This is a genomic window from Chryseobacterium sp. CBo1 (genome assembly GCF_001693475.1).
Lineage (GTDB): Bacteria > Bacteroidota > Bacteroidia > Flavobacteriales > Weeksellaceae > Chryseobacterium > Chryseobacterium formosense.
In genome coordinates this window covers 137,923-151,214 of record NZ_MAUH01000023.1, presented here as the reverse complement: position 1 = coordinate 151,214, position 13,292 = coordinate 137,923, and the positions used below count along the sequence as shown (strand labels likewise).

Annotated in this window: 13 protein-coding genes and 1 pseudogene; 8 read left to right on the top strand and 6 right to left on the bottom strand. The window is 33.6% G+C overall.

The annotated features are described in order from the left end of the window. Positions 1-150: 150 nt before the first annotated feature. The 5 genes and pseudogenes from BA768_RS13310 to BA768_RS13290 form a co-directional block, all read right to left on the bottom strand. Positions 151-723, bottom strand: coding sequence for a Crp/Fnr family transcriptional regulator (locus BA768_RS13310; RefSeq protein WP_065721143.1), 573 nt, complete (start codon positions 721-723; stop codon positions 151-153). 85 nt (positions 724-808) lie between these two features. After that, positions 809-1,627: pseudogene (locus tag BA768_RS13305) on the bottom strand (DUF2314 domain-containing protein). 156 nt (positions 1,628-1,783) lie between these two features. Beyond that, positions 1,784-2,707, bottom strand: a complete 924-nt coding sequence (locus tag BA768_RS13300; RefSeq protein WP_065721142.1) for a tetratricopeptide repeat protein — start codon at positions 2,705-2,707, stop codon at positions 1,784-1,786. Positions 2,708-2,740: 33 nt separating this feature from the next. Then, the gene (locus BA768_RS13295; RefSeq protein WP_065721141.1) at positions 2,741-3,052 is read right to left on the bottom strand and encodes a hypothetical protein; all 312 of its coding nucleotides are present in this window, start codon (positions 3,050-3,052) and stop codon (positions 2,741-2,743) included. Positions 3,053-3,185: 133 nt separating this feature from the next. Beyond that, the gene (locus BA768_RS13290) at positions 3,186-3,614 is read right to left on the bottom strand and encodes a DUF4268 domain-containing protein (protein ID WP_065721140.1); all 429 of its coding nucleotides are present in this window, start codon (positions 3,612-3,614) and stop codon (positions 3,186-3,188) included. A gap of 165 nt (positions 3,615-3,779) precedes the next feature. Here BA768_RS13290 and BA768_RS13285 point away from each other — a divergent pair, with 165 nt between their 5' ends. The 6 genes from BA768_RS13285 to BA768_RS13260 all read left to right on the top strand — a co-directional run bounded on the left by BA768_RS13285 (position 3,780) and on the right by BA768_RS13260 (position 8,836). Beyond that, complete coding sequence (locus BA768_RS13285; RefSeq protein ID WP_047477791.1) at positions 3,780-4,187, top strand: RrF2 family transcriptional regulator; 408 nt, start codon at positions 3,780-3,782, stop codon at positions 4,185-4,187. 87 nt (positions 4,188-4,274) lie between these two features. Further along, positions 4,275-4,967: a phosphoadenylyl-sulfate reductase gene (locus BA768_RS13280; protein ID WP_065721139.1), complete on the top strand. Its 693-nt coding sequence runs from the start codon at positions 4,275-4,277 to the stop codon at positions 4,965-4,967. Positions 4,968-4,992: 25 nt separating this feature from the next. Next, positions 4,993-5,901: a sulfate adenylyltransferase subunit CysD gene (gene cysD / locus BA768_RS13275; RefSeq protein WP_034678639.1), complete on the top strand. Its 909-nt coding sequence runs from the start codon at positions 4,993-4,995 to the stop codon at positions 5,899-5,901. A 123-nt stretch (positions 5,902-6,024) separates the two neighbouring features. Beyond that, complete coding sequence (locus BA768_RS13270; RefSeq protein ID WP_065721138.1) at positions 6,025-7,266, top strand: sulfate adenylyltransferase subunit 1; 1,242 nt, start codon at positions 6,025-6,027, stop codon at positions 7,264-7,266. 127 nt (positions 7,267-7,393) lie between these two features. Next, positions 7,394-8,278, top strand: coding sequence for a sulfite exporter TauE/SafE family protein (locus BA768_RS13265; protein ID WP_065721137.1), 885 nt, complete (start codon positions 7,394-7,396; stop codon positions 8,276-8,278). Between the two features lie 252 nt (positions 8,279-8,530). After that, positions 8,531-8,836, top strand: coding sequence for a putative quinol monooxygenase (locus BA768_RS13260; RefSeq protein WP_228388425.1), 306 nt, complete (start codon positions 8,531-8,533; stop codon positions 8,834-8,836). An 83-nt stretch (positions 8,837-8,919) separates the two neighbouring features. On the opposite strand, the gene BA768_RS13255 is transcribed toward BA768_RS13260, so the two are convergent. Beyond that, the gene (locus tag BA768_RS13255; RefSeq protein ID WP_065721136.1) at positions 8,920-9,753 is read right to left on the bottom strand and encodes a T9SS type A sorting domain-containing protein; all 834 of its coding nucleotides are present in this window, start codon (positions 9,751-9,753) and stop codon (positions 8,920-8,922) included. 283 nt (positions 9,754-10,036) lie between these two features. On the opposite strand from BA768_RS13255, the gene BA768_RS13250 reads away from it, so the two are divergent. Next, complete coding sequence (locus tag BA768_RS13250; RefSeq protein ID WP_065721135.1) at positions 10,037-12,175, top strand: TonB-dependent receptor plug domain-containing protein; 2,139 nt, start codon at positions 10,037-10,039, stop codon at positions 12,173-12,175. Positions 12,176-12,185: 10 nt separating this feature from the next. After that, on the top strand, positions 12,186-13,286 hold the full coding sequence (locus BA768_RS13245; RefSeq protein WP_065721134.1) for an HmuY family protein: 1,101 nt from the start codon (positions 12,186-12,188) through the stop codon (positions 13,284-13,286). Positions 13,287-13,292 lie beyond the last annotated feature (6 nt).

Sequence of the window (13,292 nt, the reverse complement as noted above, 5' to 3'; positions counted from 1 at the left end):
GGCAAAAAAAGAACAATTGGCTGGAAGAAAGAAGTTTAAAGTGAGAAGAAAAGCAGCAAGTTGATGCAATTGAGGTTAAATTTGAAGAACTTACCAGACAGCGAATCTATAAACTTCCAGCATCCAGCTTCCATCACCCCGCTTCATTCCTCACAACCGAATACTTTTCCTGATTCTGCTTAAAGAAGATTGTGTTACTCCCAAATACGAAGCAACGTAAGAAAGCGGAATTCTATTAACAGCCGTCGGATAAATTTCAAGAAATTTTAAATACCGGGTTGTTGCATCTTCCGATACAAGCGGACTTCTTCTTTCTACTTTCTGAATCAAAGCGCGGGAAATAATTTTATGAACGATTGCATCAAAACCAACAATTGTCTGTAAAAGTTCAAGCCAGTCTTTTCTTTCAAAGACAATCATTTTACAATCTGTAATCGCCTGAACGTAGGAGCTTGAACAAATCTCATTATCGAAACTTTCCAAATCTACGACAAGATTGTTTTCTTCGATGAAATATTTTGTAATCTCTTCGCTTTGATTATTGTAATAGCAAACTCTGAGGATCCCGTCAATAACAAATCCCACCTGCTTTGCAATTTTTCCGGCTTCCGAAAAATATTCTTCTTTTAAAAGGTGTATTTCCGTTGCTTTGGTCGAAATAAAATCGATTTGCTGCTGGTTGAGGTTTCCAAATTTTAAGATAAAATCAAATAATTCTTTCATGAATGCAATTTAGCTAAAGAAATCTTTAGTGCATTTGCCATTTGGTAAAAAATAAAAAGAGAAACCCGAAAGCTTCTCTTTTAAATTAATTTTCCAAAACCGGGATCAGATGTTCCCAATTAAGTTGCTTTGCATAATCCAAAGCTGTTTTTCCCTTATTGGTTTTTAAATTTTTATCAGCTCCTGACTGAAGAAGAATTTCTACCGAGCTTAGATTTCCTGCAATGGTTTCTGTGTGAAGAAGCGTGAATCCGTTTTCATCAGCATTTGTCAGTTCTGTTGGATAATCACTTAGAAATTTCACAAAACTTTCCTGCATATTTTTGCTCATCGGATGTTCAATGAGGTTTTCGGGATACTCTTTTTGTTCGTTGACAATTTCGATGTCATTAAAATCTCCAAAATCCAGTTGCCAAGCTTCATCATGCTCTCTTCTTTCGGTTTCAGACATATCGGCACGCATTTTTTGGATGGTAAATCCGCCATAAGCTTTTGGAATAGGTTCTGATGAAGATGAAAATAATTTAGAAAGTCCTTTGGTTTTCTTTTGAGCTGGCGTAATTGCAAAAAGCCAGTCGCTGATTTCATTCAGAGGAATTTCAAAATAATCTCCCGGTTGTATTGTGGTAAGATTATTGGGTTCATTAATTAGAATACCGCTCACGGTGTCGCCATCAAAACTGATGTCATTCAGCTACATATGCTCTACGATTTTTTCACCGGAATCGGGATGATTTTCAGAAAACTGAGCTTTTACACAAGCCAGATTCAATGCGGGAATAACTCTTCGGTATTCCCAAGACAATTCTCTCCAGAAATATTTAAAGGTTTCCTGTGCTTTTTTATATGCTGCAATCATTTTGGGGTCTGCTCCGTCTGAGAAAATAAACGAGTTGTTTTCCATTGTATTGTAAAGATTTGTGATTTAGTTTAAAATAAACATCAAAAGATATTCTGCCCAAAAGCTTGATGAATAGATAGATTTAAATGTTTTGGATTACTAAAATACGGAAATAAATTAAACAGGAGTTTAGTTTTATTTATTTTAAAATTTTTTTAACTATAAATTTTCCAAATCTGTCATAAGATTTTCGGGATTGTACTGATAATCTTTGGGAAGCTCTGAACCATAAACCAAATGATCAAAATATAACGGGGGCAAACCTACGGATTTTCTTCTTTTATCCAGGTTTTTGATATCGATGAAATCGGTGTTGCGATTTATATTTCCAAGACTTTGTAAAGTATAAAGTGAACCAGACTTTGTTTGGTTTCTAAAATCATTCATCGATTTATCAAACTCTTCAAAGTCAACAAAAAAATCTTTATTAACATGATCTTTTTCAATTGCATTTTTTAGATAGGGTAAGAAAAACTTCCAGACAAAATCATTTCCTTTGAAAGATGTGCGATGATGCCACAATAAAAGCCATGCTCTAGATTCCCATCCATATTTTTTAGTAAGTTCCATCAGTTTTGTGATGTTTGTAGAATCTGTTTTATCTGCTAGTTTATCAAAAACTTTATTTTCTTCTCTGATGAGTTGATCTAAAGCAATCATGTTTTGAATTTCCATGTATGCTGCAGGATTTTTAAGCTCTCTGTAATACTGGTTTTCCAAATCGTCATATTGAGACAGAACTTCTTTCATTTCTTTTGAATCCTTATAAGGCTGAAGGCTTTTAAATTCTCTTAAAAAATCGAAAGGAGCTAATTGTTTGGTAATACTTTGTGTAAGTAATTCTTTAGCTGTTTTATTGTCATTTAATTTAAATGCTATTGATGCAGCTTCTAAATATGAATCACTTATCAGTACTTTAGGATTGATTTTAATTGCTTCCAAATAATGCTTCAAAGCTTTTTTATCCTCTTTTTGATGGGCATAATATTCAGCTAAGTAGATTTGTTTTTGTGATTTGAAAACGTTTTGAGCTGAAAATAAAGGAAATACCAATAGAATTAGCAGTAAAATAATTTTTTTCATAAGTGTGTTTTTGTTAGACTAAAGTTTTATTATCTATATTTCTCTTTTATTTCCACATTTAGGACAAAAAGTAGCAGTTTCAGTTCTGTAAGGTTTCCCACAGTTTTCACAATCCGGACCATACATATCTATAAAATGGTGCATAATTGCATTAGGGTTTGTTTCTTCATAACCTGTTAAATCTTTATAATAATCAAGCAATTTTCTGAAATTTTCAGGTGAATGCTTTCTTTGTCTCTTACTTTCCTTAAATCCTTCAGCCAATAACTTTGAAGCAACTTTTCCTTCCTCAGAATCTAGCATAGGAACATCTTTTCTGCATCTCCAGCAATATCTGATTTTCATGGTTTATTTAGAGTATTTTTTTAATTTTATTTTTCCTGATAAAAAACAATTTTGCTTTCCTGTAAATGTAAAAAGGAAACTTGAAAAAAATCAGTTCAAATAATATTTCTGCTAAAATTTCTAAAATCATGATTTAAACATCCTTTATAAAATCCTCAAATTCATAATAAAACCTTTCAAAGCCATCCATCTTTTCAACAAAGAATTCAAAGGTTTGCTGCCATGTGTTTTTATTGAAAACAGAAACTCCTTCTTTTTCAACCCAGATTCTGCTGATGACTTTTCCGTTTTCCAAAGTGTAAAACTCTTCTTTATGAAAATCACCGATATAATCTTTCAGCATATCTTCGAGCGACCAGATCTTATTGTAATAAGCATCTCTGAAAACTTCATCTTTCATTTCAATATCCAAAGAAACTTCTGCCTTTTTCTTGTCAGCGTAAAACTTAAACGAAAGATCCTTAATTTTAGTATCATACAAAATCCATTTTCTCGGAAACGATTTTCCGAAGGCCGTCCAAAATTCTTTCTTTAATTGCTGTGCTTCCTGTTTACTGAACATGGAACAAATTTAAGTAAAAAGAACCAAGTAAAAAGTAAAAAGAGCCAAGTAAAAAGTAAAAAGAGCCAGGTAAAATTACCTACGATAGATTGCAGAAGAATTATCCTTGAATCTTTTTACTTTTGCCTTGGTTCTTTAAAAAAACTTTTTCCTATTTTTGCTGAAATGCTGTCAAAAAAATCTCAATATGCTTTTAAGGCGCTTTCGTATCTCGTAGAAAAGAGAAATGAAGGCCCGATTCTTATTTCGGAAATCGCAGAACATAAGAAAATTCCGTTGAAATTTCTTGAAAATATTCTTCTCGAGCTGAAAAAAGCTGACATCCTCGACAGTAAAAAAGGAAAAGGAGGCGGTTATTTTTTTAAAGAAAATCCTCAAAATGTAAATCTTGCAAAGATTATACGTCTCGTGAATGGTCCGATTGCCATGCTTCCTTGCGTAAGTCTTAATTTTTACGAAAAATGTGCAGATTGCAATGAAGAACATTGCAGCTTACACGATGTTTTGATAGAGGTAAGAGATGCTTCACTCAAGATTCTGGAAGAGAAAACATTGCTGGATTTGATTGATTAAATAAATCATAAATTTCAAATTCACAAGTCTACTTATTTGGTAGGATAATATTTTTGTTCGATATTTGTTGGTATCAAACAAAAAATTATGTTTTCAAAAGAAGATATAAATACCTTACAGCAGCTTAGTTTAGAAGACGGATTACAGTTTATTTCGTCTAAAATTTCAGAAGGAGTTGTTTTTTCAACTTCACTTGGTCAGGAAGATCAGGTTATTACCGATGCTATCTTTAAAAATGATTTACCGATAAAAGTTTTCACCTTAGACACAGGTCGACTTTTTTATGAGCATTACGATTTACTTTCAAAAAACAATTCACGTTACAAAAAGAAAACTGAAGTTTATTTTCCTGAATCTTCCGATGTTGAAAAATATGTTGTAGAAAAAGGAATTAACGCTTTCTATCATTCCGTAGAAAATAGGAAGGAATGTTGTTTCATCCGAAAAGTGAAGCCTTTAAACCGTGCTTTGGAAAGTGCTAAAGTCTGGATTACCGGGCTTCGTGCCGAACAATCGGAAAACCGTGAAAATATGCCGATTCTGGAGTGGGATGAGCAAAGAAATCTATACAAATACAACCCATTAATCAACTGGACTTATCAGGACGTTCTCAATTATCTGGAACAAAATAAAGTTCAGGAACTAGCTTTACACAAAAAGGGCTTCATAAGTGTAGGTTGCCAACCTTGTACTCGAGCTATTGAAGAAGGCGAAAATCCCAGAGCAGGACGTTGGTGGTGGGAAACTTCACAAAAAGAATGCGGTCTGCATTCACATTAATTCACATTTAATCTTTCAAATAATAATGAGTGACTATAAACTAAATTATCTCGAACAACTGGAAGCCGAAAGCATTTACATTATGCGCGAAATTGCGGCTCAGTTTGAAAAACCTGCATTGCTTTTCAGTGGCGGAAAAGATTCAATTACATTAGTTCATTTGGCTAAAAAAGCTTTTGCTCCGATGAAAATTCCTTTTCCATTTGTACATATCGATACGGGACATAATTTTCCGGAAGCACTGCAGTTCAGAGATTATTTTACCGAAAGTCTTGGCGCCGAATTAATTGTGCGAAAAGTAGAAGATACGATTAAAGCTAAAAAATTAACCGAACCCAAAGGCAAATTTGCTTCAAGAAACTGGCTTCAAACACATACTTTATTAGACACCATTGAAGAATTTCAGTTTGATGCATGTATTGGTGGAGCAAGAAGAGACGAAGAAAAAGCCAGAGCTAAAGAACGTTTTTTCTCCGTTCGTGATGAGTTCGGACAATGGGATCCAAAACTTCAGCGTCCTGAATTGTGGAATATTTACAACGGAAGAATCAATAAAGGAGAAAACGTAAGAGTATTTCCGATTTCAAACTGGACAGAATTGGATGTCTGGAATTATATTAAAAAAGAAAACATACAACTTCCGTCAATTTACTTTGCCCACAACCGTGATGTGATTGAATATGACGGGCAATTGATTGCCGTTTCAGATTTTATCCAGATTGATGAAAGCGATACGATTGTGAATAAAAAAGTTCGTTACAGAACAGTAGGAGACATGACCTGTACTGCAGCTGTTGAAAGTTCAGCCGAAACTTTGGATGAGGTAGTCAACGAAATTACTGCTTCAAAAATTTCCGAACGTGGCGAAACCCGAATCGATGATAAAGTGACAGAAGCTGCGATGGAAGATAGAAAAAAAGGAGGTTATTTTTAAGCTGGAAGATGGATGAGGGAAGCTGGAAGTTTACAAAATTAAGTTTTCAACCTTAGCTTTAATCTCAACCTTAACCTTAACCTAATTACTCATCACCAATTACTCATTACTAATAAAATAAACGTGGACATACTAAGATTTATAACTGCAGGAAGTGTAGACGACGGCAAAAGTACGCTGATTGGAAGACTTCTCTATGACAGCAAAAATATACTGATTGATCAGCTTGAAGCATTGGAAAAACAATCAAAAAATAAAAACGAAAACGGAATTGATCTTGCGATTCTAACGGACGGTTTGAGAGCCGAAAGAGAGCAGGGAATCACGATTGATGTGGCGTACCGATATTTTTCGACGCCGAAAAGAAAGTTTATTATTGCGGATGCACCTGGACATATTCAGTACACCAGAAATATGATTACGGGAGCTTCAAATTCACAATTAATTGTCATTCTTATTGATGCAAGACAAGGAGTAATTGAACAGACAAGAAGACATTCGATTATTGCTTCATTATTAAAGATGAAAAATGTTGTCGTGGCCATTAATAAAATGGATTTGGTTGATTATTCCGAAGAAGTTTTCAATGATATTAAAGCACAATATGAACTGGTTGCTAAAAAACTGAAGCTGGAAAACGTTAATTATTTTCCGATTTCGGCATTTCATGGAGATAATATTGTTTCTAAATCTGAAAAAGCCGATTGGTACAACGGAGAAACTCTTTTAAACTTTCTGGAAAATGTAGAGATCAACGGCAATCAGGAAAATGAAAACCCTAGATTTCAGGTGCAGTATGTGATTCGTCCGCAAACCGATGAGCTTCATGATTACAGAGGTTATGCCGGAGAAGTGATTTCGGGAATTTATAAAAAAGGAGACGAGATTACAGTTCTGCCACAAAATATTCAGACCAAAATTTCAAAAATAGAAACAGGGGGAAAAGAAACCGAATTTGTGTTTACCAACCAACCTGCAGTGATTCATGTTGAAGATGATATAGACATCAGTCGTGGTGATTTTTTAGTGAAAACCAATCAGCAGCCTAAAGTTGAAAATGAGTTTGAAGCCGTTGTTTGCTGGCTCGACAAAAAAGAACTGAATGAAGGCAACAAATATTTTATTCAGCATAAAAGCAAAACCCTGAAAGCAATCATCAAAGAAATTGAATATAAAATTGATGTGAATACGCTTGAACAAACGCCAATTACAGAAAGTATCAAACTGAATGAAGTGGTAAAATTAAGATTAAAGACAGCGTCACCTTTGGTTTTTGACAGTTTCGAGGAAAGCAAATCAACCGGAAATGCTATTCTGATTGATGAAACAAGCAATTCAACCGTTGGTGCGGTGATGATTTTATAAATTTTAAAACCTAAACATTTAACCATTAAGATTGATAAGTTATAAAGAATGATTAAGATTTGTAAACAAATTAAATTCTTAAAAAATTAAATCCCTTAATGTTTCATTTTTTTTAACATTATATTTTATGGTAATAACCCCGAAAATTCAGTTCAGGCTCAATGTACTTCTGATAACCATCATTATTTTGGTCATTGCATTTATATCGCTTTACAGCTTGGGATATTTAGATGAACTTCAGATAATTCTTGCCAAAGACAATTATATTTTTTACTGGATGCTTTTGGTTGGAGTTTTTGCTGAAGTTGTTGCCGGCTCAATGGGAATGGGATATGGTGTCATCTGCACGACGACGCTTTTATTTTTGGGAATTCCTCCGCATGCAGTAAGTGCGAGTATTCATTCTGCGGAAAGTTTTACGACGGCAGCCGGAAGTATCAGTCATATTAAATTGAAAAATGTCAGCAAAAGTTTGGTTAAAAAATTGGCCATTCCTGCTATAATTGGAGCGATTATCGGAGCTATTTCTCTCACTTATTTAGGCGAATATTATTCTAAAATTACCAAAACAATTATTTCTTTCTACACCTTGTATCTTGGATTTAAAATTTTCTCGAATGCTTTTAAACCAAAACAGAATAAATCTTTAAAGAAAAAAACAAATCTTACAAGATTGGGAATCATCGGCGGATTTATCGATTCATTTGCAGGTGGAGGATGGGGACCTTTGGTAACGGGAACTTTAATTAAAAATTCTTTTACGCCAAGATTTGCAGTGGGAAGTTCTACGGTTGCTAAATTTATTTTAACCATTACAGCAGCAGTAACTTTCTTTTTTACTTTGGGAATTCAACACTGGAATATTATTTTAGGACTTTTAATTGGCGGAATTATTACTGCGCCTTTTTCCGCAATGCTTACTGCAAAGCTTCCTGTGAAAAGTATGTTTGTCGTTATTGGAATTTTAGTAATTGTAATGAGCTCGATTACGATTTTTAAATCAGTTTTTTAATTCAAGATTTAAAATTTAAAGTTCAAGATTTAGCTTGTCATCTGAATGTGTTACAAACCTTAGCTGAGTGAAATAGAAGATTCGACGAAGTCAAACGCCTTTGCGAACGGAAAATATACAAGCTGATATTAAAAAAACTTTGCGCCCTTTGCGTTTAAAATAAAGACATTATTTTTTTTTGTGAAAAATTTTGCAGAATTGTTTTTAGAATAAAATCAAAAATAATTTACATTTACAGCCTAAAAATAATACATGAATTTACATATCATTGCATTGTTCAGGTTTAAAGAGAATCACCTGATGGAAGCTGTAGAATTGTTCCAGACTTTGGTAAGAGAAACCAGAAAAGAAGCGGGTTGCCTGCAATACGACCTTATCGAAGACAAAGAAAATAAAGGAACTTTTTTCCTTGTTGAACTTTGGGAAAGTGTAGAGCATCACAATGCTCACAACGGAACAGATCATTTAATGGAATTCAGAAAAATGCATCCAAAATCTCTGAAGAATCGGCACAGGTTTACAAAGGTTTTAAGATTTATTAATTTTGCTAGAAGCTAGAAGCTAGAAGCTAGAAGCTAGAAGTCAAAAGGCAGTTTCATCATTCTTTGAAACTGCCTTTTTATTAGAAAAAATAGAAAGTATTAATTTTTGATAAATTTCGATTTTTGAACTTTACCATCTTTAGTTTTGATCAGAATAAAATAAACTCCGCTTTGAATGGTACTGATGTCGAATTTATTACCTCCTACAGCTCCTTCTGCAATTCTTGATCCTGTTGCAGAATAAATTTCTATAGATTTAGGGCTTTCTTTTCCTACAAACTGTAAAGCTGTATTCTCTTTGTTAATGGCGAATCTGATTTGGTCAGATGATTTTTTAATATCGGATGTTGCCAAAACAGATGAAGTATTGTACTTTACATTATCAATTGCTAAAGCAGCATGTGAAACCCCTGAACCGGGAGCTCCCATTAATTGTGGGTTTCTGAATCTGAAAACAATATATTGTTTTGTAGAAGCGGGTATAGTAATAGGTGTAATTGTTGGTGTATTTGTAGCAGTGAAGGTAAAAGTCTGCAAAAGTTCATACGAAGCAGGAACGCCACTATTTGCGACAAGATTTTCCGGATTATCTACTAATCCTATTTCAAGAGTAGAACCACCTGTAGGAGTTGCAGTAAAAATTACTTGCTTAGTACCATCTGGAGTAGTAATCTGTGGTGAAATCAAGAAAACATCTGTGCTTGTTGAGCCTGCTGCATAAAATTGGGCATATTTATTACCACTACCCTGATCCACATACACGGTATGCGGAGCACTTACAATAACTTTTTTAGTCCATCCATTTACAAGGTTATTGTAGTTTGCAGGAGTAGATATTACAGCACTTTCAAAGTTCTCATCAATTGTTGCTACTTGAGCATTAGTGGTTACAGCAGAAAATAGTAAAGCTCCGAAAAGTAGTTTTAGTTTCATAACTATTATTATTTAGAATTATTCTACAAAAGTAAATATTAATTTTTAAACATTCTAAATAAAAATATGATTTTTATCTTGTCTCGATTATTTCTTAGAAATATTCATTGTTTAATTTGCTGAATTTAAATTTATGTATTTGATTATTAATAATTTATGTTTATTGTGTTTTTATTAATTTAATGTATCTTCAAAAGATTCATTATATCACTAAGATATTTATTATTTTATTTATTTTTAACTGTTCTAAATAAAACATATATTTGTCGAAAATTTAGAACTTATGAAGAAGAAAGTGCTCTCTGTCATTTCATTATCCGCCGTTTTGTGGATTAATGCACAAGAAAGGGATTCTCTTAATCAGAAAAAAATAGAAGAAGTAGTTATTACAGGTCAGTACACCCAGCAATCTATTAATAAATCAATCTATAAAGTTGAGGTAATTGATGCAATGCAGATCAAAAACATGGCAGTAACAAATGCAGCGGAAGTTCTTAATCAAAATCTCAATATTCTTGTTGAGCCTAATTCCGGGACAGGTGATTCTAATGCTAATATTTTAGGACTGAACGGACAATACACCAAAGTTCTTATTGATAATATTCCTGTTGTAAGCGATCAGGGAATGGGCAATCTGGTAGATCTTTCAAAAATCAACGTTAATAATATCGAAAGAATTGAGATCGTAAAAGGTTCTATGGGAGTAGAATACGGAAATAATGCGGTTGCCGGAGTCATCAATATTATTACAAAGAAAAATTATTCCAAAAAGTTTAATGCTCAAATCAGTTTACAGGAAGAAACTGTAAATAAAGATTATGACTGGTTTAAAAAAGGTGAAGGAAGACATCTTCAAACTCTTAATTTGGGGTACAGAATTTCAGATAACTGGTCGGTTACCGCGGATATTAACCATAATGATTTTCAGGGATATAAAGGGGATTTGAGAGGGTATAAATATCTTAACAAAGGAGATGAAAAACTTCGCGGAAATGAATGGCTTCCAAAAGACCAACTGATCACAAATGCGGCAATTCGTTATGCTAAAGGTAAAACCTCTTTGTTTTATAAAATCAACTTTTTGACAGAGAAGATCAATTTTTATGATAACAATTTAACCGATCTGCCTCTAGGCAATGGAAACAGAACTTATACTGCTAACGATGTAGATTATTTTACAACCAGATGGATACATCAGTTTAATATTCAATCAACAATAGGTTCAAGAATTCATTATAACGGAGATTTTTCTTACCAGACTCAGGAAAGAAAATCACAGAATTATATTTATGACGTTCCAAACAGACAGGTACTTTCGAAAGAAGACAAATCTACGTTTTACGATTCAAAAATATTTTATTCCAGAGGGATGTTCAGTAACTTCTTGAACAGTGAGAAAATTAATTTCCAATTAGGTTACGAATTAGATCATACCAGCGGTTTTGCGGCTGCTTCTACATTTGAATCTAATAATAATGGTATCAATATCAATAGAACAATTTTTAATTACGCTAATTTTCTTTCTGCTGAATGGAAAGTAAATGACAAACTTTCTCTTCGTCCGGGTGTAAGATTAGCCTTAAGTGATAAGTTTGATTCTCAGTATAATTATTCGGTAACAGCTAAATATAATACATCAGAGAAATCTGATCTTCGTGCGGTTTTTGGCTCTGCCAACAGATTTCCTACCTACGATGAGCTTTATACATATGTGGTCGACAACAATCATGACATTAGAGGAAATGAAAATTTAAATCCTGAAACCGGTTATTCTGCAGGATTATTTTGGGATTATAATACTGTAAATTCTGCTGATTGGAAGTTTAATTTAAGTCTTTCAGGAATGTATCTTGATGTAAAAGACAGAATTGAAAATGTAATTATAAATAATCAGCCACTTAGATTTACTTATCTAAATGTAGATAATTATAAATCGATGGTTTTTGGTGCAGGAATTAATGTTGGTAAGAAAAACTTTTCAATCAATACAGGGGTTTCTGTAATGGGAATTTCACAGAGCTTGAGTACAGGTCAGGTAACATCACCAACAGATTATAATTATTATGCTGAGGCTAATTTGGGAGCCAATTATACGCTAGACAAAACGAAAACCTTATTTGCTTTGTACTATAAGTATACCGGCAAAAGAAAGCAATATACCCATAGATCTTCTATGAATATTTCTACGGATCCTGGGCAGTATGTTCTTGGTGAAATGGAAGCTTTTAACATGATGAATTTTACGGTAAGCCAGCCATTTTTTAATGATCATTTTGAAGTAAGTGCCGGTGTGAAAAATATATTTGATGTTTCATCTATCAGAAATACAGTTATTGCCGGTGATGCTCATACTGCGGCAACCGGAAACCAGAACCTTTTCTATGGAAGAAGCTATTTTGTTAGATTAAACTATAATTTTTAAATAAAATTACATGAAAAAATTACTATTCTGTCTGCTTGCAGGTGCATCTATAATTTCTCAGTCGTGTATTAATGATAATGAAGATCCTATTGCAGTTCCGCCAATTGAAGGGCAGACTGTAGAACCTTCCGTAGGTGGAGGAGCTCAACCCAATCAGGTTTGGATAGATCTGAGCGAAACAGATAGCCAGGGAAATCCTAAACAAACTTTTAACAGAAGAACAGATTGGGATCTTGCATTTTATACCGGAAATGAGTTTAAAGTTGTACTAAATTCATCTATTGCCATGGGTGCAGGTAAAGGTCCGAATCTAAGCGATCTTGCGCAGGTTAACGAAATAAATGCAAAACCATTTACAGATCTTATTCAGGTAGCCAATTTTGATGCAGGGAATGAAATTTACATTGATGATGTGAAAGGAAATTTTCCTACTGCCACAACAGCTATTGGAGAAGTAAAAGCAAATGATGCTGAAAATGGAATTTACCTGATTAATATGGGTAAAGATATATACGGAGGAACTGTTCCTTCCGGGTCGGCACTTACAGGAGGTGATTTTAGGGGTTGGGTGAAGCTGCAGATTGTAAGAAACGGTGATGGATATAAAATTAAATATGCAGAATTAAACTCCAATGTCATCAAAGAAGCGGTAATCACAAAAAATAACGCATACAATTTCAAGTTTTTCAGTCTGAAAAATAATACTGAAGTGTCTGTGCAGCCCGAGAAGAAAAAATGGGATATATCATTTACGGTTTTTACTAATATTTTTGAAGGAGCAGGAAGTTATGTATATGCAGATTTTGTTACTCATAATATTATGGGTGGGGCAGGAGCATATGAAGTAAAAGTAACAGCTCCAATGACGAGCACCGAAGCATTTAATAATTTTAAAGCATCAGATATCGATAATTCTAAATTTGTTTATAACGACCAGCGTGTGATTGGAGGAAACTGGAGAACTGCGAGTCCATCAGGATCAGCAATAAACAATAGCGTTTTTTATGTTATTAAAGATCCGAACGGATATTATTTTAAATTAAAATTCATGAGGTTATCAAGTCCGGACGGGGAACGTGGAAGACCGCAATTTGAATTTAAACCTCTTTAAATTAAA